We start from the raw sequence: 22,396 nt of genomic DNA on the forward strand, positions 1-22,396 counted from the left end.
GGAGGGCTGTGGTGGGGGTAGTCCCCACACTCAAGCGCGATTGACGTGATCGAGTCAAGGTATAGACCAATGTGACTTCCGGGTAAGAAGCGGGGGCGCGGCGGAGGTGCGGGCCCGGCGTGGTCGCCCGGGCTCCTGGGCTCCGCGGGGTCGCGATCAGGGGCGGAACGGAGGACGCTGGAAGGACCGGCCCGGAGGTGATCCGCATGCAGACACTCGTCGGATGGCACATCGAGATGGAGTTCCGTGAGGAGGGCGACCGGACGAGGGCGGCCGCCATGGTGAGGCTCGGCGACGGTACGGAGTACCGGGGGCACGGCAACGCGAACCGGCACCGGTCCGACGAGCCGCAGCTCATGGTCGGCGAGGAGATCGCCGGCGCGCGGGCCCTGATGGATCTGGCCTCGCAGCTGCTCCAGAAGGCGCACACGGAGATCGACGAGGCGTCCGGGAGGACGTCCCACCCGATCCGCTGAGCGCGAGTTCGCGGGGCGCGAGTTCGCCGAGCGCGCGAGCCCCCGGCCGGTGAGGGCCGGGGGCTCGCGGGGGTGTCCCGCCGGGGGTCGGCGGGTCAGGGGGCGGCGGGTCAGGAGGCGGCGCGGGGCGCTTTCGGGTCAGCGGGACAGGGCGTCGTCCCTGTCCATCTGCCAGTAGGTGACGCGGGTGCTGCTGTCCGTGTACGTGCCGGAGGGGAGCTTCACGACGGCCGGGGTGCCGACCGAGCCGGAGCCGCTGCGCGGGGCGAAGTGCACCTCCAGCTTCTTCGCCGTGCCGCCGTGCTTGCCGCTGCCGTCCGCCGAGGAGAGCATGATCCCGGCGTAGGCGCTCTCGCCGGGGGCGAGGGTGGCGACCGCCTGCGGCTTGCTGCCCTCGTCGATCGCGATGGCCGCCTGGCCCTCGTCGATACGCAGCAGGGGCGCGTAGTACGCGTTGCAGGCGGTGCTGCCGGTGTTGGTCACGGTGAGCAGCGCGTGGTTGACCGGCCGGCTCACGGGGGCGTAGGTGACCTTGACGGTCTTGGACGTGCACGCCTTGTCGGTCGGGCCGGGGTCGCCCTTCCCCTTGCCGCTGTCGCCGGCGGAGGCGGCCCCGCCGTGCGAGGAGGCGCCGGAGGCGCCGGTGGTGCCGGTGTCGCCGCTCTTGCCGGAGTCCGTGCCGCCGGCGGCGCCCTCGTCGCCCGTGGTCCCCTGCGGCGCGGGGGTCTGCTCGGTGTTCTCCGTGTTCTTCTCCGTGGCGGAGGCGTTGGCCGCGGGCGCCTTGCCCTCGTCCCGCGTCCCGGTCTCGGAGCCCTGGCAGGCGGTGAGCGAGAGGGCGCCGATGGCGGCGGCGACGGCTGCGGCGGTGCGGATGCGGTGGATACGCATGTGGTGGAACTCCCCGTTGTGTCGGTGCTCTTCGGTCTGTGGTCGGTCGGTCTGTGGTCGGTCGTGCCTTGCGGCGTGTCACCAGGCTGCGAGCCGGCGGGTTCCGGCCGCAACGCCGAGCGGGCCATTGGGGACGCCGGAACGCCTGCGGGTACGGTGACCAGCGGGAACCGACCCTGCCTGGAACGCCGTTCCGGGACGCGGGGGAACCGAGGGACAGGGGAATGGCACGGTGGCGACCACACCGGAGGCCCATGAGCTGGCCGCGCTGCTGCGGCGGTTGAAGGAACGCTCGGGGCGCAGCTACGGCGTGCTCGCCGGGCGGCTGCACGTCAGCACGTCGACGCTGCACCGCTACTGCAACGGGGACGCCGTGCCGGCGGAGTTCGCGGCGGTCGAGCGGTTCGCGCGCGTATGCGGGGCGGAGCGCGAGGAGTTGATCGAGCTGCACCGGCGGTGGATCGTCGCGGACGACGCGCGCGCCCGTGCGCGGTCCGCGCCGTCGGCGTCGCCGGTGCCGCCGTCGCCCGGTCGCCTCGACCCGGCACCCGGGCCCGGCGCGGGCGGCGCGGTGGTGATCGGCGGCGGGCCGGCTGCGGGGCCGGCACCTAGGCCGGGGGCCGCAGGAACGAGCGCGGCGGGTGCCACGCCGGGCGCGGCGGGCCCGACCGGGCCCGGCGGCCCCGGCGGACCGGGCGCGGCGGGCGCGCCCAGTGGGTCCGGCTCCGCCGAGGGTCCGGGCTCCGGTGGTGCGGACCGCCCTGCGGACGGCTCGGGCCGACCGGGCGGGGACTCCGGCTCCGCCGATGGCCCGGTCGCCGGTGCCGGGCACGCCGGGGTCGGCCGGTCCGGCTCCGTCCAGGGGCCGGTCGCCGGTGGCGGGGGCCTCGGCGGTGCTGACGGTCCGGGCTCCGGTGACGGGGACGGTCCTGCGGACGGTTCCGCCCGACGTGGCGGGGGCCCCGGGCCTGCTCTCGGCCCGGGCTCTGGTGACGGAGGCCGTCCTGCGGACGGTTCCGGCCGACCGGTCCGGGACTCCGGCTCCGCCGGCGGCCTCGGCGGACCGGGCGCGGCGGGCGCGCCCAGTGGGTCCGGCTCCGCCGAGGGGCCGGGCTCGGGTGACGAGGGCGGCCCGGACCGACAGGCCGGGCACCCAGGGCCCGGACCGTCCGGCTCCGGCGGCGAACCGGTGGTCGGCGGGCGGGCGTTCGGTGGTGGCGGGCAGGGCTCCGGCGGCGCGCGTGGACGGGACGAGGGCGCCGGGGAGACCACGTCCCCCCGCGCCTCCGCGCGCCGGCGGCGGGTGCTCGTCGCGCTCGCCGCCGCCGTGGTCGTCGCGGTGGCCGTACCCGTCGCCGTCCTCGCGGCCGGTGGCGACGGCGGCAGCGGCGACGGGCGGGCCGGGCGTGCGCCCGAGTCCGCCCCCGTCGAGCCGGCCCCCGGGGCCGGCCCCGCGCGGCCCGCCCCGTCCGGCTCCGGCTCCGCCTCACCCGGCGCGAGCCCGGACGGCAAGGACTCCCCGAGCCCCTCCGCCGCGCCGACCCGCCCCTCGCCGAGCGCCCCGCGACCGGGTGGGGCCGAGGCCGGGGACCCGTTGCGGGTGGGCGTCAGCTCGTACAACTGGGACTCGCCCTGCGGCCAGTACTACCTGCTCGACCGCGACCCGAAGCGTGTGCCGTCGCCGCCCGCCCCGCAGGACCACCGGGGCTGGGCGCGGGCGCTCGGAGGGGTGGACGGCGGCGGCATGCTGCTGGAGCTGACGGCCACGGGGAAGTCGGCCGACTCCGTGGTGATCACCGATGTGCACGTCCGGGTGGTGCGGCGGGCCGAGGCGCTGCCCTGGCCCGCGTACTCGATGGGCGAGGGCTGCGGCAGCGGTGTGACGCCGCAGACCTTCGCCGTCGACCTGGACCGGGCGCAGCCCGCCGTCGTCCCCGTGGCCGGGCAGAGCGGTGACACGGTCGTGCCCGCCAGGGACTTCCCGTACAAGGTCGCCTCGGACGACCCCCAGGTGCTCCGCTTCGACGTGGCCACCAAGGCGCACGACGTGAGCTGGTACCTGGAGGTCTCCTGGAGCAGCGGGGACCGGAAGGGCACGATCCGGGTCGACGACGGCGGCAGCCCGTTCCGCACCAGCGCGATCGAGGGGCGTCCCCTGTACCTCTGGTGGGCCGAGCCCGGCGAGTGGCGTCCCCAGGAGGGTGACTGAGGAGACGGGGACCGGGCCACGGGTCGGTCAGACCTCGACGTCGACCATCACCCAGTCGCTGATCTCCCGCCACTGCCGGATCGCCTCCTGGTGGAACGGGTGCACCAGGTAGTCCTGGACGCCCTGCATGTCGTCCAGCAGCCCCTCCACCAGGAAGTCGTACGAGATCTCCCGGGTCGAGACATTGCGTCCGACGCTCCAGTCCCGGACCTCGGGCACCTCGGCCCCGACCTCGGCGGCGGTGCGTTCCGCCGCCAGGGCCCGGGGGTCGTCCCAGCCGATGCCCGGCTTGAACTTGAAGAGCACGACATGCCGTATCAAGACGCCACCTCCGGTCGTCGGGAACCGGCCATCCTGGCCACGGCCTCCCTGAGTCGTTCCTCCGGGGCCAGCAGGCTGACCCGGACGTATCCCTCGCCGTGCTCGCCGAACCAACGGCCGGGCGCGACCGCGACCTTGGCGCGTTCGAGGAGGTCGGCGGCGTACGCCGCGGAGCTCCCGCCCGCCGGCACCGGCAGCCAGGCGAACACGGACTTCGGCGGGTCGACGGGCAGGCCCGCCTCCCGCATCCCGGCCACGAAGACGTCCCGGCGGCTCCGGTAGATCCCGGAGAGCTCCCGGACGCAGTCCTGGGGGCCGGTCAGGGCGGTGGCCGCCGCCCGCTGGATGAACGGCGGGATCGAGACGTAGTAGTGCTCCTGCAACGCCTCGACGGCCGCGACGACCTCGCGGTTGCCGGCCACGGCGCCGACGCGCCACCCCGCCATGTTGAACATCTTGGACAGGGACAGGAACTCGACACCCACCTCCTTCGCCCCCTCGGCCCGCAGGAAGGAGAGCGGGGGCGCTCCGTCCAGGCCCAGTCCGGCGTAGGCGAAGTCGGAGGCGACGACCACGTCGTTCCGGGCGGCGAACCGGACGGTCTCCTCGTAGAAGCCGTCCGGGGCCGCCGCGCCGGTCGGATTGTTCGGGTAGTTCAGGAACATCAGCCGGGCCCGGCCGCGGACGGTGGCGGAGAGGGCGCCGTAGTCCGGGAGGAAACCGTTCCGCCGCAGGAGCGGGAGGGGGTGCATACGGGCCCCGGCGAGGGCGACGCCCGCCCAGTAGTCCGGAAAGGCCGGGTCGGGCATCAGGCAGACGTCCCCCGGGTCCAGCAGGCACTGGCTGATCTCCACCAGCCCGGCCTTGGCGCCGAAGAGGACGGCGACCTCGGACTCGGGGTCGAGCCGCACCCCGTGCTCGGCGGCGTACCACCGGGCGACGGCGGCCTTGAGCTCCGGCAGCCCGGAGAAGGACGGGTACCGGTGGGTGGCCGGGTCCAGGACCTCCCGGCGGAGCGACTCCACGATGTGCGGGGGCGTCGGCAGATCGGGGTTCCCCTGGCACAGGTTGATCACGTCCTCACCCGCGGCGAGGAGCTGTTCCACCCGGGCGGCGGTCGTCGCGAAGGAACTCCGGGGCAGGTCGAGCAGCCTGCGCGCGATCTCAACTCTCATGCGTCGCGACCGCCTTGCTTCCGGGGGAGACGGCGGGGGCCGGATCGCGGTCGCCGCCCCGCCGGTGGGCCACGGCGCTCAGCGCACAGCCGACCAGCATGATCCCGGCGCAGACGTACCCCACGGCCGAGAACCCGTAGGCCGTGAAGAGCGGGCCCATCACGGCCGCGCCCAGGGCCACGGCGAGGTTGGTGGCCAGGCTGTAGAAGGCCAGGACCGTGCCGCGGTGCCGGGTCGAGCACTCGCTGAGCAGGGTGCTCAGCAGCGTGACCACCAGGCTCTGCATGGCGCCCCACAGGAAGAGGCAGACCACCAGCAGGGGTGTCCAGCGGGAGACGAAGGGGATCAGTGCCAGCGCGGGCACCAGACCGGCCAGCAGCCCGGCGAGCACGCGTTCCTTGCCGCGGCCGTCGGCCCACTTGCCGGTGACGAAGCTGGTCGCGAAGCCCAGACCGTAGACGAGGATCATGACGCCGGTCAGGCCGCCCTCGGCGCCGAACCGGTACTGCATGGCGCTGCCGAGGTAGGTGTACATGCCGTAGAAGCCCAGCATGTTGAGGAAGGTCACCAGCACGTACAGGCCCACCCGCGGCGCGCGCAGCGCCTCGGCCGTGGACCGCCGCCACCCCTGCGCGGGCGTGTTCTCCTCGGCCCGTTGTTCCGGCCCTGCGGCGGGCTCGCCGCTGACCCGGGACAGGACGCAGATCACCAGCAGTCCCAGCACCGCGAGGAGCCCGAACGCCCAGCGCCAGCCCGCCCACTCGCCGATGAAGGACCCCAGGGGGACACCGAGCACGAGGGAGAGGGACCAGCTGGAGACGATGATCCCCATGGCCTTGGCCCGGTACGCGTAGGGGATCCGGTCGCCGACGAAGGCGTACGCGGTCGGCACGAAGGCGCCGGTGGCCAGGCCGGCCAGGGCCCGTCCGGTGAAGAACACGCCCGGGCCGGCCGCGAACGCGCACAGCAGGGTGCCCACCAGGAACACGGCCATCCCGGAGATCAGGCAGACCCGGCGGGAGACCCTGTCGCCGAGCGGGGCGAAGAGCAGGGCCCCGATCGCGGTGCTGACGCCGTAGACGCTGACCGACAGGGCCATGACGGCCACCGAGGTGTCGAAGGACCGGGCCATGTCCAGGAGGAGGGGGGAGACCACCAGTTCCTCGGAGCCGACCGCGAAGATTCCCGCCATCAGGGCGAGGACGGTCAGCAGGGGGAACCCGGCCCGGCCGGTGTCACCGCCCGGTGCGCGTGCCTCACCGTTCACACTGTCCGGCATTCTCTGCTTCCTTGCTTTCTTGCTTCTCTGTCGTGGTGCGCGGTGGTGCGCGGACCCTCGGGCCGGGGCCCGTTCAGACGGCGGTGTAGCCGCCGTCGACGGTGAGCGCGGCTCCGGTGATGAACGAGGAGTCGTCCGAGGCCAGGAAGAGGATCGCGTTGGCCACGTCCTCGGGTGTGCCGAGGCGGCCGAGCGGATTCAGCTTCGCCTTCTGTTCCTTGACGTCCAGGTCGTTGCCGACCGACACGTCCGTCATCGGGGTGTCGATGATGCTGGGGCAGACGCAGTTCGCCCGGATGTTGTACGGCGCGTAGTCGGCGGCCAGTGACTTCGTCAGCATCATCACGCCGCCCTTGGTGGTGTTGTAGGCGGCGATTCCGGGCCAGGCGACCAGCCCGCTCACCGAGCAGACGTTGACGATCGCCCCCTGCCGGGCCTCGATCATCCTGCGCAGGGCGTGCTTGGAGCAGAGGAACATGCTGGTCAGATTGGTGGCGAGCAGCCTGTCCCACTCGTGCAGCGGCAGCTCGTGGATCGGTGTCGTGATCTCGATCGCGGCGTTGTTCACCAGGACGTCGACGCCGCCGAAGGTGTCCGCGGTGACCTCGACCAGCCGCTCGCAGTCGGCCTCGCGGGTGAGGTCCGCCCTGACGAAGAGGGCCTCGTGGCCCTTGTCCGTCAGCGACTCGACGAAGGCGGTGCCGTTGGGCTCGTCGATGTCGGCGACCACCACCTTCGCGCCCCGCTGGGCGAACTCCAGCGCGGTCTGCCGCCCGATACCGGACGCGGCGCCGGTGACGACGACGGACTTGTTCTCGAACACGGCCCCGGGGCCTCCTATACGCATGTCAACTGTCCTCCGTCGACGGAGATCTGCTGTCCGGTGAGATACGAGGACTCGGCGGACGCCAGGAAGGCGATGACGGCGGCCACCTCGTCGGCCTCCCCGGGTCTGCCCATGGAGATGCCGTCCTTCAGGCGGGACTCCGCCTCCTCCCGGGAGATGCCGCCGGTCCGGGAGAGGTGGTCGGCGGCGCGGTCGAACCGCGGGGTCCTGATGGTGCCGGGGTGCACGCAGTTGACCGTGATGTGGTGCGGGGCGTACTGGCCGGCCAGGTACTTGGCGGCGTTCGCGAGGGCCGCGTTGACCAGCCCGGACAGGAACATCGCGGGCTCGGGTTCCTTCCCGATGTTCCCGACGACGTTGACGATGCGGCCGAACCCGTGGCGCGTCATGACCGGTGCCACCGCCTTGATCAGGTCGAGGTAGGGCACCAGCTTCTGGTCCATGGCGCGCCCGATGTCCGCCGTGCCGATCTCGTCGAAGGCGCCGGGCGCGGGGCCGGGACCGTTGTTGACCAGGACGTCGATCCTGCCGTGGCGGCGCTCGACCTGCTGGACGAGACGGCGGCGGAAGGCGGGGTCGGTGATGTCACCGGGGACGAGGTCGACGGGACGGTCCCCGGTGAACCCGCTCGCGGTCTTCTCCAGGTCGCTCCGGGTGCGGGAGTTCAGGACGGTCGTACAGCCGCCGGCGTTCAGGCGGGCCGCGGTCGCGCGTCCGATGCCGTGGCCCGCGCCCAGGACGACGGCGACTCGCGTCACTCCGCGTCCCGCTGGGGGACGCGGTGGTAGCGGGGCGGGATGAAGATGTTCAGGGACCGGGCGAGTCGCGCGTTGGGGTTCGCGGCGCCGTGGCCCTCCTGCGGGGCGCAGAAGTATGTGCCGCCGCAGCGCAGTTCGTGGCTGGTGTCCTCGACGGTCATCTCGTACCGCCCCTCCAGGCACGTCCCGATCTGCTCGTGGGAGTGCTGGTGGTACGGCATCTGCCCGCCACCGGGGATGTCGGCGATCATCAGCTCGATCCAGTCGGCGAGGAAGAACGTCACGTCCATTCCGACGAACTTGCGCGATTCGATCGGTTCGAGGAAGTAGCCGTCGGGTGCGGGATAGGACTCGCCCGGCTTTCCGCGCTCGATCTCCAGGAGGAGGGTTTCCTCGGAGGAGGTGTTGGCGGCCGATATCCCGGTTCCGGGCGGGGCGACGAAGACATCGAGTTCGGGCCGCTTCACCTGGGAAACCTCCCCGACCCGCATCGAGAGTTCACCGCGGATCACCATACCGACCCGGGCCTCGGCGGGGGAGGTGCCGGCCAGGACCGTGCCGGGCGGCAGATAGGAGACCCGCACCTCCGTGCCGTCGCGCCGATAGGACTCCACCCTGGTCCCGTTCTCGTGCAGCACCGTGTCGGGGGAGGGGAAATAGGGGAGTTCCCGCGTGGGCGTTTCCTGGGTCTGGGTGGTCACGGTCGGGCAGCCTTCCGGGAGAAAATGGTCCAGGTCATGGGAATGCGCGAGAACGTGCGGACGAATCTGAGGTTGTGCCGCCGGACCGCCTGCTCGTTGGTGATGGCGATGCTGTACCGTCCGTCGGCGACCTGGCCGGCGGCCTGACTCGTGGAGTCCACGGTGACGAGGGTGACGGGCCGGTCGACGTGGTGTCTCAGCAGCGGTATCGGAGCGGGGTGGGACACCACGGGCTCCCGGGAGAGCAGTTCCTCGTCGAACGCGAAGTCGGACCGCACGGCCAGACCGTATTCCGGTGTGTGCCCGCGGAAAACGACCGACGGCTCCAGATCGGGATTCATGTGGAAGGCGTTGATGCCGTGGTACGCATGGGCCACCAGTGCGAGATCGACCTCTTTGGCGAGCAGCGCGTCCATGCATTTCTCGTAGGTGTCCTCCAGGAGGATGTCGATGTCTCCGTGCACCTGGGGAATACGCTGGATCAACTGCGCGATGTACTCGCTGCTCGTGCCCTGGGGACCGAGTGTGCCGAGCCTGACCGGCTGTGCGGAATTCTCGGGGACGAGTGCGGTGAGTGCGCGTTGTTCCGGGCGGGCGGGCCCGCAATCTTCATTTAACGTGTGCCCGCCGGTTTGTCAGGATGTGCGCGGGCGCTGTGCTGACGTGCAGTCAGAACGGAACCCTGTCTGCCACTTGGGCGTTCGGCGCGAAAAGGCCGCGGGCCCGGCACCCCTCCAGGAGGGGTGCCGGGCCCGCGGCCGCGTGGTGGTGCGGGTGGGCTCAGAGGCGCTCGGGCGTCCGGATGCCCAGCAGCTCCATGCCCTTGCGCAGGGTCCGGCCGGTGAGGTCCACCAGGAAGAGCCGGTTCTCCACCACCTCGGGCGCGTTGTCCGCGCTGAGGACGTGGCACTGGTCGTAGAACGTGGTCAGGTGGGAGGCGAGCTGGTACAGGTACGCGGCCAGCTTGTGCGGCTCGTACCCGGACGCGACCTCCGCCAGCACCTCGCCGAACTGGTCCAGGTGCAGGCCCAGCGCCCGCTCGGCCGGGGCGAGTTCGAGCTCGGGGTGCGCCAGGGGCGTCCGGTCGCCCGCCTTCCGCTTGATCGACTGGATCCGCGCGTACGCGTACTGGAGGTAGACCGAGGTGTCGCCGTTGAGCGAGACCATCTGGTCCAGGTCGAACTTGTAGTCCCGCACCGCGGAGGTGGACAGGTCGGCGTACTTGACCGCGCCGATGCCCACGTACCGGCCGTTCTCCACGATCTCCCGCTCGCTCAGGCCCACCTTCCCGGCCTTCTCCCGCACCACGGCCGTGGCCCGGTCGATCGCCTCGTCGAGGAGGTCGACCAGCCGGACGGTCTCGCCCTCACGGGTCTTGAACGGCTTGCCGTCCTTGCCGAGGACCGTGCCGAAGGCGAGCTGGTGGGCGCGCACCTTGTCGTTCAGCCAGCCGGCCCGCCGCGCGGTCTCGAAGACCATCTTGAAGTGCAGGGACTGCCGGGCGTCCACCACATAGATCAGCGAGGTGGCGTCCAGGTTCTGCACCCGGTCGCGGATCGCGGACAGGTCGGTGGCCGCGTAGCCGTAGCCGCCGTTGGACTTCTTGACGATCAGCGGCACCGGCCGGCCGTCCGGGCCCTTCACATCGTCGAAGAAGACGCAGAGGGCGCCCTCGGAGCGGACCGCGACGCCGGACTCCTCCAGGATGCGGCAGGTCTCGTCGAGCATGTCGTTGTACCCGGACTCGCCGACGATGTCGGGGTCCCGGATCTCCATGTCGAGCTTGTCGAAGACCGAGTAGAAGTAGATCTTCGACTCGTCCACGAACTTCTGCCAGAGCGCGAGCGTGTCCGGGTCGCCCGCCTGGAGGGCCACCACCCGGTCCCGGGCGCGGGCCTTGAACTCCTCGTCGGAGTCGAAGAGCGCGCGGGACGCCTTGTAGAGCCGGTCCAGGTTGGACATGGCCTCGGCGCCGGCCGCCTCGCCCTCGGCCGCCGACTCCTTGTGGTCCAGCTCGTGCGGGTGCTCGGTCAGGTACTGGATGAGCATGCCGAACTGGGTGCCCCAGTCGCCGATGTGGTGCCGCCGTACGACCTGCTCGCCCGCGAACTCCAGGATCCGCACCATCGCGTCGCCGATCACGGCGGACCGCAGATGGCCGACGTGCATCTCCTTGGCCACGTTCGGCTGGGCGTAGTCGACCACCGTCCGGCCGGCGTCGGCCGCGAGCGGCACGCCGAGCCGGTCGTCCGCGGCCCGGGCGGCCAGGGTCCCGGTGATCGCCCGGTCGGTGAGCGTGATGTTCAGGAAGCCGGGGCCGGAGACCTCGATCTCCTTCAGGACCTCGTTCGCCGGGACGGCGGCGACGACCTGGGTGGCCAGCTCGCGCGGATTGCCCTTGAGCTGCTTGGCGAGGGCCAGGATGCCATTGGCCTGGAAGTCGGCCCGGTCGCTGCGTCGCAGCAGCGGGTCCGCGGAGGCGGCCTGCGGCAGGGCTGCCGCCAGGGCGTCCGCGAGGCGCTGCTGCACGTTCGAAGCGAGGGAAGGGACCGAGGCCATGAGCTTCCGTTCCTGTTCGGAGGGCGGTCTGACGGGATGTGCACGCGTGGTGTGCACGGGGGTGTTCCGGACGTCAAGTGTCCCACGGCGGGGCAACCGGATTTCGCCCCCGGGGCGGCGGGCCGGCAGGGCCGAGGGCCCCGGGCAGACCGCGACACGCGACGTGCGCCCATAACGCGGGTGCGGCGGCGTTTTCCGTTCTGGGACAATGGTGGGCGGCAGATTTCCGACCCTTCACAGACCCCCTCAACCGAGCAGAGCAAGGACGTGCCGACCGTGGCTCAGAGCAGCACCGAGACCGACTGGGTCTCCCGTTTCGCGGACGAGGTCATCGCCGAGTCGGAGCGACGTGCGCCTGGCAAACCGGTCGTCGTCGCCTCCGGACTGTCTCCCTCGGGCCCGATCCACCTGGGCAACCTCCGCGAGGTCATGACCCCCCACCTGGTCGCCGACGAGGTCCGCCGCCGCGGGTACGAGGTGCGCCACCTCATCTCCTGGGACGACTACGACCGCTACCGCAAGGTGCCGAACGGCGTCGACGGCGTCGACGCCTCCTGGGCGGAGCACATCGGCAAGCCGCTGACCTCGGTGCCCGCGCCCAAGGGCTCGGAGCACCCGAACTGGGCCGAGCACTTCAAGGCCGCGATGACCGCGTCGCTGGCCGAGCTGGGCGTGGGGTTCGACCCGGTCAGCCAGACCGCGCAGTACACCTCCGGCGCGTACCGCGAGCAGATCCTGCACGCCATGCGCCACCGCGCGGACATCGACGCGATCCTCGCCCAGTACCGCACCAGGAAGGCCCCGGCGAAGAAGTCCCAGAAGCCGGTCGACGAGGCCGAGCTGGAGGCCGCCGAGGGCTCCGGCGCGGCGGGCGAGGACGACGGCGCGACCTCGGCCGGGTACTTCCCGTACAAGCCGTTCTGCGGCGGCTGCGGCAAGGACCTCACCACGGTCACCGCCTACGACGACGACACCACCGAGCTGACCTACACCTGCGCCGAGTGCGGCTTCTCGGAGACCGTCCGGCTCTCCGAGTTCAACCGGGGCAAGCTGGTGTGGAAGGTCGACTGGCCGATGCGCTGGGCGTACGAGGGCGTGATCTTCGAGCCGTCCGGGGTCGACCACTCCTCGCCCGGCTCGTCCTTCCAGGTCGGCGGCCAGATCGTGGGCATCTTCGGCGGCGAGCGGCCGATCGGCCCGATGTACGCCTTCGTCGGCATCTCCGGCATGGCGAAGATGTCCTCCTCCCGGGGCGGGGTGCCCACCCCGGCCGACGCGCTGAAGATCATGGAGCCCCAGCTCCTGCGCTGGCTGTACGCGCGCCGCCGGCCGAACCAGTCGTTCAAGATCGCCTTCGACCAGGAGATCCAGCGGCTCTACGACGAGTGGGACAAGCTGGAGGCCAAGGTCGCGGACGGTTCCGTCCTTCCGGCCGACGCCGCCGCCCACTCCCGCGCCGCCCGCACGGCCGCCGGCGAACTGCCGCGCACCCCGCGGCCCCTGCCGTACCGCACGCTGGCGTCGGTCGCCGACATCACCGGCGGCAACGAGGCGCAGACCCTGCGCATCCTGGCCGAGCTGGACCCGGAGCGCCCGGTCACCTCGCTGGACGAGGTCCGGCCGCGGCTGGACCGCGCCGAGAACTGGATCTCCACCCAGGTCCCGGCGGACGCCCGCACCATCGTGCGCACCGAGCCGGACACCGAACTGCTGGCCTCGCTGGACGAGGAGGCGCGCAGGTCGCTGCGGCTGCTGCTGGACGGGCTGGACACGCACTGGTCCCTGGACGGCCTGACCACCCTGGTCTACGGCGTGCCGAAGGTGATGGCGGGCCTGGAGCCGGACGCCAAGCCGACGCCCGAGCTGAAGGCCGCCCAGCGCGCCTTCTTCGCCCTGCTCTACCGGCTGCTGGTCAGCCGCGAGACCGGCCCGCGGCTGCCGACGCTGCTGCTGGCCGTGGGCGCGGACCGGGTACGGGGGCTGCTGGCGGTCTGACGCGTACGCCGACGCACGGGAAGGGCCCTTGCCCCGGAACTCCGGGGGCAAGGGCCCTTCGCCGTCGGGCGATGTGCTCCGTCAGGCGATGTGCTCGGCCTCCAGTTCCGCCTGGAGGCGCTGCTGGAACTCCGGGAGGAGCTTCCGCAGCAGGGCGGTGCTGCGCGGGTGGCGCACCCCGTGGCGGTCGGCGAGCAGTATGTCGAGGTGGTCCACCTTGGGGTAGTCCCCGTGCTCCTTCAGGAACTGGACGAAGACGGGGTACGCGGCCTCGGCGAACTCCTTGTCCTCGACGGAGGCGTCCTCACCGACGGCCGGCTCCGGCGCGGGTCCGGGGGCGAGGCCGGCCGGTGCGGGCTGCCGCGGGACGGGGGCGGGGGCCGACTCCTGGACCGGGGCCGCCGCCCGGACCGGTTCGGGGGCCGGGGCCGCGTCCGGGGCCGTCGGGGCTTGGGGGGCGTACTGCTCCTGGGGCCCGTACTGCTCCTGCGCGTACTGCTGTTGGCCGTACCGGTCGTAACGTTCCTGCGGGTCGTACCACTCCTGGGGGCCGTTGCCGAGGGGGCGGGTGCGGCCCCCGGGACCGGCGGGGACGGGGATCGGGGCGGGGTCCAGGCCCTCCCCGTAGGCCGGGTCGTAGCCGTTCTCGTAGGCCCGCTCGTACGCGTCCGGGGGGAGGTGCTGGGCCGCGAACCAGGGGCTCTCGTGGTTGGCGGGGGCCGGGGCGTGGTCGGCGTCCGCCGCGTGGTCGTCGTCCCGGGGGTCGTACGCCTCGTCGGGTTCCCGGACGCCGCCCGTGCCGGACTCCTCGGCGCTCGTCAGCTCGCGCCGGGCCGCCGCGTCCCGCAAGGTCCGCTCGTCGGACCGGAGTTCCCGCCCGGCGGCCGGGACCGCCGCCGGTTCCGGGGCGGGCGGCAGCAGCACCGGCTCGATGCCCGCCGCCGCGAGGCCCGCCGGGGCGGTCTCCGCCAGCGGCACGCCGTACTTGGCGAGCCGCAGCGGCATCAGGGCCTCCACCGGGGCCTTGCGGCGCCAGGCGCGGCCGAAACGTGCCTGCAGACGGGCCTGGTAGATCAGCCGGTCCTGCTCCAGCTTGATCACCTGCTCATAGCTGCGCAGCTCCCACAGCTTCATCCGCCGCCACAGCTTGAACGTCGGCACGGGGGAGAGCAGCCAGCGGGTGAGCCGGACGCCCTCCATGTGCTTGTCGGCCGTGATGTCGGCGATCCGGCCCACCGCGTGCCGGGCGGCCTCCACGGAGACCACGAACAGCACCGGGATCACGGCGTGCATACCGACGCCCAGCGGGTCGGGCCAGGCGGCCGCGCCGTTGAACGCGATCGTCGCCGCCGTCAGCAGCCAGGCGGTCTGGCGCAGCAGCGGGAACGGTATGCGCATCCAGGTCAGCAGCAGGTCCAGCGCGAGCAGGACGCAGATGCCCGCGTCGATGCCGATCGGGAAGACGAGGGAGAAGTCGCCGAAGCCCTTGCGCTCCGCGAGTTCGCGCACGGCGGCGTACGACCCCGCGAAACCGATCGCGGCGATGATCAGCGCTCCCGCGACGACGACGCCGATGAGTACCCGGTGCGTGCGTGTCAGTTGCATCGCGGCCACCGCGTTCCCCTCCCCTTCTTCTGGCGTGTGCGGGGCACAGCCTGGCACATGTGTGCGGTTCTGCTCCCGCCGCCCTGGTGGTCGCCCCTCCGACCACCCCTTGGGCCCCCTCCGGCCCGGCTCAGGGCCTGGGCTCAGCGACGGACGGCGAAGTTCCGGTCGATGCGCTCGTGCAGCGCGATGCCCACCGACACCGAGACGTTGAGGGACTCCGTGGAGCTGATCATCGGGATGGAGACGGTGGTGGCGGACGCCTCCTTGAAGAGCTCGGACGGGCCGCCCTTCTCGCTGCCGAACAGCAGGCCGAGGCGCTCCCGCTGCGCGCCGAGGTCCTTCACCGTCAGCTCGCCGTCCGCCTCCAGCACCATCAGCGGCAGCCCGCTGTCCCGCACGAAGGCGACCGCCTCCTCACGGCTCGCGAGGACCACGGGCAGGGAGAACACGTATCCCCGGCTCGCCCGGAGCAGCCGCCGGTCGGCGATGCTGGTGAGGTCGCTGTCGACCAGGACGATTCCCGAGGCGCCCAGCGCGAGGGAGGTCCGCACGATCGCGCCGATGTTCCCGACGATCTTCACGCCGTCGAGAAGGACGACGTCGCCGCCGAGTCCGGCGAGGTCACTCGGTTTCGCGGGGCGGGGAACACGCGCCAGACCGAAGGTCTTCGCCTTGCGCTCCCCCTTGAAGAGCTGGTTGACGATTCCCGACTCGACGAGCCGCACCGAAACGTTCTTCTTCCGGCACAGATCGAGAAGTTCCTCGGAGAGCGGGCCGGCGTCGCTCGCGTACACCTCGATGAACTCCACGCCCGCCCCCAGGCACTGCACGAGGGGCTCGGTGTCCTCGATCAGCGCGGTCTTGATGTGGGTCCTGGAGGGCTTGGTGACATCGACGATCCGCCGCATCGCGGGGTCGGAGAGGGACGTGATCGTTTCCAGCTCGGTCATGCGCCGATCCTATGCGCAGCGGCGGGAGGGGCCGGAGCGGCCGGTTCCGAGACGCGGCCGGAGGCCCGGGCGGGACCAGCCCGGGCCCGCCCGGCCCTCCGGCGAGGGCCTACTTGTTCGCCGCGCCGACCGCCGCCACGGCCTCCTTGGCCGCCTTCAGCGCGTCCTTGGTGAGGTCGGCCGTGGACGGGTTCTTCGCCCCCGCGTAACCGGTGCCGTTGTACGTCAGGGTGACCACGCCGTTCTCCGTACGCGCCACGACCGTCGCGTACACGAACTCCTCGCCGGTCTTCTTCAGCTTGTAGGTGACCGAGGTCGCCTCGTCGCCGATCCCCGGCGCGGGCGCGGTCTTCACGTCCTTCGCGCCCTCGGTCGCCTTCGCCTTGGCGACCTCCTTGCCGAAGCTGTCGACCGCGCGCTGCTCGCCGCTGACCGACAGCGTCGCGTCCGAGTCGTAGCGCAGCAGGGAGACGTCGAGCCAGCGGTACTGCGAGCCCTTCACGCCCTTGTCGTCGAGACCGTTCCAGGAGCAGGTGCCCCGGCTGGCCGTGTCGGTCGACTTGCCGGCCGTGCCGCTCTTCGACTTCGCCTCGGGGACCAGGTCCTCGATCGTCTTCTTCGGGATCGTGGCGCACGGGTCCGGGAGCTTGCTGAAGACGGCGGGCGCCACCGAGGGCGTCTTCTTCGCCTCCGGCGACGGCGCCGAACTCGACGAGGACTTCGACGCGTCCCCGGAGTCGTCCGACGAGCAACCGGCGACGACGAACATCACCGGGACGGCGGCGCAGGCGATTATGCGGGTGAGTCGCGATGCTGAACGGTGCATGGTTCCTTCACTCGGTACTCGGTCGTACGGCAGGCCAGGCCACGGTACGCGCTCGGGACCGGCGCGTGGGCGGGTCCGTGACGGCGGCCACGCACCCGGCGCGCGTCCTAACGGTCGAACATCTCCACCAGGCGCCGGGCCAGACTCTCCGTCTTTTCCTGCAGTTCCTTGCTGTCCGGGACCACGGCCGGGGTCACCGGCTGCTGGGTGTAGACGATGCTCACGATGACGTTGGATGTGCGGAACACCACGCTCACGGTGCGCCGCTGGACCGCCGACGCGGCCCCGCCGAGCACATCGTCCAGGAAGGCCGCGTCGCCCAGCCCGCCCAGTACCCGGGGCTCCAGACCCTGCGATTCCGGGTCCTGAGAGGGGTCCGGGGAGGTGCCGCTGCCCGGGCCGCCGGGCTGTCCCGGGGCGTCCGGGTCCGCGCCCGGCTCCTGCGGCGGACCGGAGGAGCCGGCCGCCCCTGTCTCCGCGGCGGCGTCCGTCTCGCCCGCCTGCGTCCCCACGGCCGGGGTGCTCCCGGGCTCCGTCGCACCCGACGGGGAACCGGACGGCTCCGGCTCCTCCTCGCCCTCGCCGCCGTCTCCGCCGTCCTCGCCCTCCTCGTCCGGGGGCGCGATCGGGACGGAGGCCGAGGACTGCTTGCGGATGTAGACCTCCTGCGCGCGGGCGTCGTCGCTGACCGCCGGGTCGTACGAGACCACCCGCTCGAAGTCGACCCGCAACTGGTGCGCGGCGCCCGGGGACGAGCCCTTCCAACTGCACGCCGCGCGCCGGTCGGTGTCGTACGTGGCCGCGGCGACACCCTGGAGCACCTGGCGCCGCTGCTCCTCCGAGAGCGTGGCGACACCCGGCAGCATGTCCCGCAGCACGGACCGGTCCACGGCGCCGCAGGGTTCCAGCAGGGTGCGGTACCGGCCGGGCTGCGCCGCGGGGGCCGCTCCGTCCGCCGCCTTGGAGTCGGTCGTGGAACCGGCGCCCCCACCGCTCCCGGTGCAGCCGGCCGCGCCGGCCGCCACCACGGCCGCGAGGAGTGCCGCCGTGCCTTGGACGTACGCCTTCCGAAGCACTGTGCCGAGCTCCCTTCCTCGTGTCCGCGGTCCCGGTCCCGGGGGCGAAAACCTGTGTCGCCCGGGGCGGGGCGCCCGACACAATGTCTATCGCACGCGCTGCCCCGGATGCCGGTCCGCCAGGTCTTTCGCGGTCATTGGTCGGGTATTTGCGCTATCTGTCTTATTCGGGGGATCTGTCCTCTCGGGGGAATCGAGGAACTGTGTCGTACGTGGAGATGCCGGGCGCCAAGGTCCCGATCCGCATGTGGACCGACCCCGCGTCGGTCGAGGACGTCGCGCTCCAGCAGCTGCGCAATGTCGCGACCCTGCCGTGGATCAAGGGTCTGGCCGTGATGCCGGACGTGCACTACGGCAAGGGGGCGACGGTCGGCTCCGTGATCGCGATGCGGGGCGCGGTGTGCCCGGCGGCGGTCGGGGTGGACATCGGCTGCGGGATGTCCGCGGTGAAGACCTCGCTGACCGCCTCCGACCTGCCGGGGGACCTGTCCCGGCTGCGGTCGCGGATCGAGCAGGCCATCCCGGTCGGGCGGGGCATGCACGACGAGATGGTCGACCCGAGCCGCATCTACGGCCTGGCGGCCGGCGGCTGGGACGACCTCTGGGACCGCTTCGACGGAGTCGCGGACGCGGTGAAGTTCCGGCGCGAGCGGGCCACCAGGCAGATGGGCTCCCTCGGCTCCGGCAACCACTTCGTGGAGTTCTGCCTGGACGAGGCGGGCGCGGTGTGGCTGATGCTCCACTCCGGTTCGCGGAACATCGGCAAGGAACTGGCCGAGCACCACATCGGCGAGGCGCGGAAGCTGCCGCACAACCAGGACCTGGTCGACCGCGACCTGGCGGTGTTCGTCGCGGACACCCCGCAGATGGCGGCCTACCGCAACGACCTCTTCTGGGCGCAGGAGTACGCGAAGTACAACCGTGCCGTGATGATGGGCCTGTTCAAGGAGGTCGTCCGCAAGGAGTTCCGGAAGGCGAAGGTCTCCTTCGGCCAGGAGATCTCCTGCCACCACAACTACGTGGCGGAGGAGCGGTACGACGGCATGGACCTGCTGGTGACGCGCAAGGGCGCGATCCGCGCGGGCTCCGGCGACTACGGGATCATCCCGGGCTCGATGGGCACCGGCTCGTACATCGTGAAGGGGCTCGGCAACGAGGCGTCCTTCAACTCCGCCTCGCACGGCGCCGGCCGCCGGATGAGCCGGAACGCGGCGAAGCGGCGGTTCACCACCCGGGACCTGGAGGAGCAGACCCGGGGCGTGGAGTGCCGCAAGGACTCCGGCGTCGTGGACGAGATCCCGAGCGCGTACAAGCCGATCGAGCAGGTCATCGACCAGCAGCGCGACCTGGTGGAGGTCGTCGCCAAGCTGAAGCAGGTCATCTGCGTGAAGGGCTAACCCCCGGACGGGGCAGACCCCTGCCCTGTGAAGGGCCGGCGTCCGACCGGCCCTTCACGCTGGTCGTCTCCGCCCCCCGCCCGCCCGGGCACCGGGCCCCGCCCGGCTCCCGTCACAGCTCGCGGTGCACCTTGGAGTTGGACGCCTGGGCACGGGGGCGGACCACCAGCAGGTCGATGTTGACGTGCGAGGGGCGGGTGACGGCCCAGGCGATGGTGTCGGCGACGTCGTCGGCGGTCAGGGGCTCGGCCACGCCCGCGTAGACCTTGGCGGCCTTCTCGGTGTCGCCGCGGAAGCGGGTGGTGGCGAACTCCTCGGTGCGGACCATGCCGGGGGCGATCTCGATGACCCGGACCGGGGTGCCGACGATCTCCAGGCGCAGGGTCTCGGCGAGGACGTGTTCGCCGTGCTTGGCGGCCACGTAGCCACCGCCGCCCTCGTAGGTGGAGAGGCCCGCGGTGGAGGAGAGCACCACGATCGTGCCGTCCCCGCTCGCGGTGAGCGCCGGGAGCAGGGCCTGGGTGAGGTTGAGCGTGCCGATGACGTTGACCTCGAACATCCGGCGCCAGTCGGCGGGGTCGCCGGTGGCCACGGGGTCCGCGCCGAGCGCGCCGCCCGCGTTGTTCACGAGGACGTCGCAGCGTTCCAGCGACTCGGCGAACGCGTCCACCGCGGCCCGGTCGGTGACGTCCAGCGGGTGGGCGGTGGCCCGGTGGCCCGCGGCGGTGAGCTCGGCCGCCAGCGCCTCGATGCGGTCCTTGCGGCGCGCGGTCAGGACGACGTGGTGTCCGGCCGCGGCGAGCTGCCGGGCGGTGGCCGCCCCGATGCCGCTGCTCGCTCCGGTGACGACGGCGACGGGGGTTCCGGCGGTGGTCATGTGGCTCCTCGCGCGAGTGATCGGACGTGTGGTCAGGATAGGACGCGCCGTGGTCTGATGATCGGTCAGAATGATTCGGGCCAATCGGTATCTTCTGCCCATGTCTGCAATGTGTACGAAGAACAAGGGACGTGGTCGCGGTGTGCTCGCGGCCGTGGTGGCGGCGGGCGCCGCGGTGCTGCTGCTGACCGGCTCGGGCGCGGTCGCGAGCACGGACCGTGGCGCGGGCGCCCCCGCCCCGGAACCGGCGGCGGCCTCGGCGGCGACGGTGGCCATGGCGGCTCGGGCGGCGGCCGCCCCGGCGGTCTCGGTGGTCTCGGTGGCCACCACCGCCCCGGGGATCGCCCCCGAGGCCGATCTCTCCCACCACGGCTACGCCTCCCTCGACGCGGGCCGGCTCGACCTCGTCCTGGTCAGCCGCAACCACGGCCCCGCGCCGCTGGCCGAGGCGACCCTCCGGCTGGAGCTGTCGGCGCGCCCGGTCGGCGACCTCCGGCTGCCGGGCCGGTGCCTGTGGGCCGAGGAGCGGGTGGTCCTCTGCGGGACCGGGCCGCTGCGCGCGGACGGCGTCGGCCGGAAGCTGGCGTTCGGGCTGGCCGTCGAGGGCGGCCCGGAGGACGAGGTGGTGGTCTCGGTGTCCACGCAGTGGAACGGCGGTGCGACCGACCGAAACCCGGCCAACGACGAGCACCGGCTCCTGGTCCCCGCCACGGGCGACGCCTACGCCTTCTGACGCTGCCCCTGGGCGTCTCGCCGGCCGCCCGCCCAGGCTATGTAGCCGTCGGGGCGCACCAGGAGGTCGGTGCCGTGCGGCGTCGTCCGGTGGGCGAGGACGACGCGCCCCGGGGCGGCCGGCGCACCGCTCGCCCCTGCCGTCCCGCCCGGCCCGGTGACGAGGACGAACTCGCCCTCGCGGAGCAGTTCGTGGAGGCGCCCCTCGGTCAGCGGGAGGTCGGGGGCACGCCGCCCGGTGAGCGGGTGGGCGCCGGGGGGCGCCCCGTACGCGATGCCGATGCCCGAGACGGTGCCCATGGCCTTGGCCGACAGGAACGGGAGACGGCTGACGGCGGCGGCGCCCAGTGCGCGGTCGGCGCGCCGGACCGGTCCATGGGCCATGGCGAGCCGCACGATCGCCCCGCTGCTGCGGAGGACGGTCCGGCCCGCCGGGTGGCGCTCGGCCTGGTAGGAGTCGAGCAGGGCCTCCAGGGCGGGGGCGGTGCCCCGGACGACGGCCGCGAGCTTCCAGGAGAGGTTGGCCGCGTCCTGGAGGCCGGTGTTCATCCCCTGGCCGCCCGCGGGGGAGTGGACGTGCGCCGCGTCCCCGGCGAGGAAGACGTTGCCGACGCGGTAGGACGGGACCTGCCGTTCGTCGCTGTGGAAGCGGGACATCCAACGGGGTGAGTGCATCCCGAAGTCGCTGCCGAGGGCCCGGCGGGCGATGCCGCGCACCTCGTCCAGTGTGACCGGGGCGTCGTCGTCGGCCCGCCGGGCGCGGTCCCAGCCCATGACCCGGTACCAGCCGTCCCCGAACGGGGCGATGAAGGCGAAGGCGTCACCGGCGCCGTTGACGGTCAGCAGATGGTCGGGAGGGGCGGCGAGCCGGACGTCCGCGAGAACGATCGAGCGGATCACGGAGGCTCCGGGGAAGGGCAGCCCCAGCAGCTCGCGCACGGTGCTGCGGACCCCGTCGGCCCCGACGAGGAAGCGGGCCCTCAGCGCGGTGGACGCGCCGTCCGGGCCGCGGAGCCGTGCCGTGACCGGGGCGGTGGTGCCCTGGCTCCCCCTGGCGCTTCTGGCGCCCGGTGAGGACTGCTCGCAGCCGACGAGGGCGGTGTCGTGGCGGAAGCGGACCCCGGCGGCCCGCGCCCGCCGCTCCAGTAGTCGTTCCACCTCGTACTGGGGCGTGATGAGCAGGAAGGGGAAGCGGCTGGGCAGCTTCCCCAGGTCGAGCGAGAGTCGGCGGAACAGCCGCAGCTCCCTCACCTTCGTGCCCGTCGCCACCAGTTCGTCGGCGAGGCCGCGGGCGTCCAGCGCTTCGAGGGTGCGGGCGTGGACCCCGAAGGCCCGGGTGAGGTTGCCGGTGCTTCGCGGACGGCGCTCGACGAGCGTGACCGAGACGCCGGCCTCCGCGAGGTCGCCCGCGAGCAGCAGGCCGGTCGGACCCGCGCCGACGACGATCACATCCGTGTCGATGCCGCCCGTGCCCGCGTCGGTGTCGGCGGTGGTGCTGGTGTCGGTGCTGCTGTCGGTGTCGCGCATGACTGCCTCCCCGTGGGCGGTCCGGGCCGTGGACCACCCACGGCAACCGAAGGCCAACACATGTTGGCCAACGCTCGTTGACAACGGTAGAACCGCCCTCGCGGAAAAGTCAACACTTGTAGGCCAACGTTTGTTGGCCTACAGTTGTTGGCGTGCCTGCCGGGTGTGCGGGCGGACCGGTTCGAGAGCGGCTGG

General features: G+C 72.5%; 20 protein-coding genes. 5 read left to right on the forward strand and 15 right to left on the reverse strand.

Going from position 1 to position 22,396, the window contains the following annotated elements:
- Positions 1–206 precede the first annotated feature (206 nt).
- On the forward strand, positions 207–476 hold the full coding sequence (locus ABZ457_RS05590; protein ID WP_359154175.1) for a DUF1876 domain-containing protein: 270 nt from the start codon (positions 207–209) through the stop codon (positions 474–476).
- 138 nt (positions 477–614) lie between these two features.
- Here ABZ457_RS05590 and ABZ457_RS05595 read toward each other — a convergent pair whose 3' ends face one another.
- Positions 615–1,364, reverse strand: coding sequence for a DUF4232 domain-containing protein (locus ABZ457_RS05595; protein WP_359154177.1), 750 nt, complete (start codon positions 1,362–1,364; stop codon positions 615–617).
- 232 nt (positions 1,365–1,596) lie between these two features.
- On the opposite strand from ABZ457_RS05595, the gene ABZ457_RS05600 reads away from it, so the two are divergent.
- Positions 1,597–3,573: a helix-turn-helix domain-containing protein gene (locus tag ABZ457_RS05600; RefSeq protein WP_359154180.1), complete on the forward strand. Its 1,977-nt coding sequence runs from the start codon at positions 1,597–1,599 to the stop codon at positions 3,571–3,573.
- Between the two features lie 27 nt (positions 3,574–3,600).
- Here the strand turns inward: ABZ457_RS05600 and ABZ457_RS05605 are convergent, their stop codons facing one another.
- The 8 genes from ABZ457_RS05605 to argS form a co-directional block, all read right to left on the reverse strand.
- Entirely contained in the window at positions 3,601–3,894 is a 294-nt protein-coding gene (locus ABZ457_RS05605) for a Dabb family protein (protein ID WP_359154182.1), read from the reverse strand.
- The gene (locus ABZ457_RS05610; protein WP_359154184.1) at positions 3,891–5,069 is read right to left on the reverse strand and encodes an aminotransferase class I/II-fold pyridoxal phosphate-dependent enzyme; all 1,179 of its coding nucleotides are present in this window, start codon (positions 5,067–5,069) and stop codon (positions 3,891–3,893) included. The genes ABZ457_RS05605 and ABZ457_RS05610 overlap by 4 nt, the downstream gene beginning before the upstream one ends.
- On the reverse strand, positions 5,059–6,348 hold the full coding sequence (locus tag ABZ457_RS05615; protein ID WP_359154186.1) for an MFS transporter: 1,290 nt from the start codon (positions 6,346–6,348) through the stop codon (positions 5,059–5,061). Before ABZ457_RS05615 ends, ABZ457_RS05610 begins: the two co-directional genes overlap by 11 nt.
- A gap of 73 nt (positions 6,349–6,421) precedes the next feature.
- Positions 6,422–7,171 (reverse strand): SDR family NAD(P)-dependent oxidoreductase, encoded by a 750-nt coding sequence (locus tag ABZ457_RS05620; RefSeq protein WP_359154189.1) that lies wholly within the window; start codon positions 7,169–7,171, stop codon positions 6,422–6,424.
- 14 nt (positions 7,172–7,185) lie between these two features.
- Positions 7,186–7,953, reverse strand: coding sequence for an SDR family oxidoreductase (locus tag ABZ457_RS05625; protein ID WP_359154191.1), 768 nt, complete (start codon positions 7,951–7,953; stop codon positions 7,186–7,188).
- Entirely contained in the window at positions 7,950–8,654 is a 705-nt protein-coding gene (locus tag ABZ457_RS05630) for a cupin domain-containing protein (RefSeq protein WP_359154193.1), read from the reverse strand. The genes ABZ457_RS05625 and ABZ457_RS05630 overlap by 4 nt, the downstream gene beginning before the upstream one ends.
- Positions 8,651–9,139: a hypothetical protein gene (locus tag ABZ457_RS05635; protein WP_359154195.1), complete on the reverse strand. Its 489-nt coding sequence runs from the start codon at positions 9,137–9,139 to the stop codon at positions 8,651–8,653. The genes ABZ457_RS05630 and ABZ457_RS05635 overlap by 4 nt, the downstream gene beginning before the upstream one ends.
- A 295-nt stretch (positions 9,140–9,434) precedes the next feature.
- Positions 9,435–11,213 carry an arginine--tRNA ligase gene (argS, locus tag ABZ457_RS05640; RefSeq protein WP_359154197.1) on the reverse strand — a complete coding sequence of 593 codons (1,779 nt, stop codon included), beginning with the start codon at positions 11,211–11,213 and terminating at the stop codon, positions 9,435–9,437.
- A gap of 267 nt (positions 11,214–11,480) precedes the next feature.
- Between argS and lysS the strand changes: the two genes are divergently transcribed.
- Positions 11,481–13,208 carry a lysine--tRNA ligase gene (lysS, locus tag ABZ457_RS05645; protein WP_359154199.1) on the forward strand — a complete coding sequence of 576 codons (1,728 nt, stop codon included), beginning with the start codon at positions 11,481–11,483 and terminating at the stop codon, positions 13,206–13,208.
- Between the two features lie 81 nt (positions 13,209–13,289).
- On the opposite strand, the gene ABZ457_RS05650 is transcribed toward lysS, so the two are convergent.
- From ABZ457_RS05650 to ABZ457_RS05665, 4 genes are all read right to left on the reverse strand, one after another.
- Entirely contained in the window at positions 13,290–14,822 is a 1,533-nt protein-coding gene (locus ABZ457_RS05650) for a DUF2637 domain-containing protein (RefSeq protein WP_359154201.1), read from the reverse strand.
- A gap of 134 nt (positions 14,823–14,956) precedes the next feature.
- Positions 14,957–15,766 carry an NshR/TsnR family 23S rRNA methyltransferase gene (nshR, locus tag ABZ457_RS05655; RefSeq protein ID WP_359154203.1) on the reverse strand — a complete coding sequence of 270 codons (810 nt, stop codon included), beginning with the start codon at positions 15,764–15,766 and terminating at the stop codon, positions 14,957–14,959.
- A gap of 109 nt (positions 15,767–15,875) precedes the next feature.
- A complete protein-coding gene (locus ABZ457_RS05660; protein ID WP_359154205.1) occupies positions 15,876–16,592 on the reverse strand; it encodes a DUF3558 family protein in 717 nt (238 codons plus the stop codon).
- A gap of 107 nt (positions 16,593–16,699) precedes the next feature.
- Positions 16,700–17,668 carry a DUF3558 domain-containing protein gene (locus ABZ457_RS05665; protein WP_359154207.1) on the reverse strand — a complete coding sequence of 323 codons (969 nt, stop codon included), beginning with the start codon at positions 17,666–17,668 and terminating at the stop codon, positions 16,700–16,702.
- Between the two features lie 203 nt (positions 17,669–17,871).
- Here ABZ457_RS05665 and ABZ457_RS05670 point away from each other — a divergent pair, with 203 nt between their 5' ends.
- Complete coding sequence (locus tag ABZ457_RS05670; RefSeq protein WP_359154209.1) at positions 17,872–19,065, forward strand: RtcB family protein; 1,194 nt, start codon at positions 17,872–17,874, stop codon at positions 19,063–19,065.
- A 112-nt stretch (positions 19,066–19,177) separates the two neighbouring features.
- On the opposite strand, the gene ABZ457_RS05675 is transcribed toward ABZ457_RS05670, so the two are convergent.
- Positions 19,178–19,942, reverse strand: a complete 765-nt coding sequence (locus ABZ457_RS05675; protein ID WP_359154211.1) for an SDR family oxidoreductase — start codon at positions 19,940–19,942, stop codon at positions 19,178–19,180.
- Positions 19,943–20,042: 100 nt separating this feature from the next.
- Between ABZ457_RS05675 and ABZ457_RS05680 the strand changes: the two genes are divergently transcribed.
- Positions 20,043–20,675, forward strand: a complete 633-nt coding sequence (locus tag ABZ457_RS05680; RefSeq protein WP_359154214.1) for a hypothetical protein — start codon at positions 20,043–20,045, stop codon at positions 20,673–20,675.
- On the opposite strand, the gene ABZ457_RS05685 is transcribed toward ABZ457_RS05680, so the two are convergent.
- Positions 20,663–22,261: an FAD-dependent oxidoreductase gene (locus ABZ457_RS05685; protein WP_359154216.1), complete on the reverse strand. Its 1,599-nt coding sequence runs from the start codon at positions 22,259–22,261 to the stop codon at positions 20,663–20,665. The genes ABZ457_RS05680 and ABZ457_RS05685 overlap by 13 nt on opposite strands.
- Positions 22,262–22,396 lie beyond the last annotated feature (135 nt).

Source organism: Streptomyces sp. NPDC005805, assembly GCF_040630445.1.
In the GTDB taxonomy this organism is placed as follows: Bacteria; Actinomycetota; Actinomycetes; order Streptomycetales; family Streptomycetaceae; genus Streptomyces.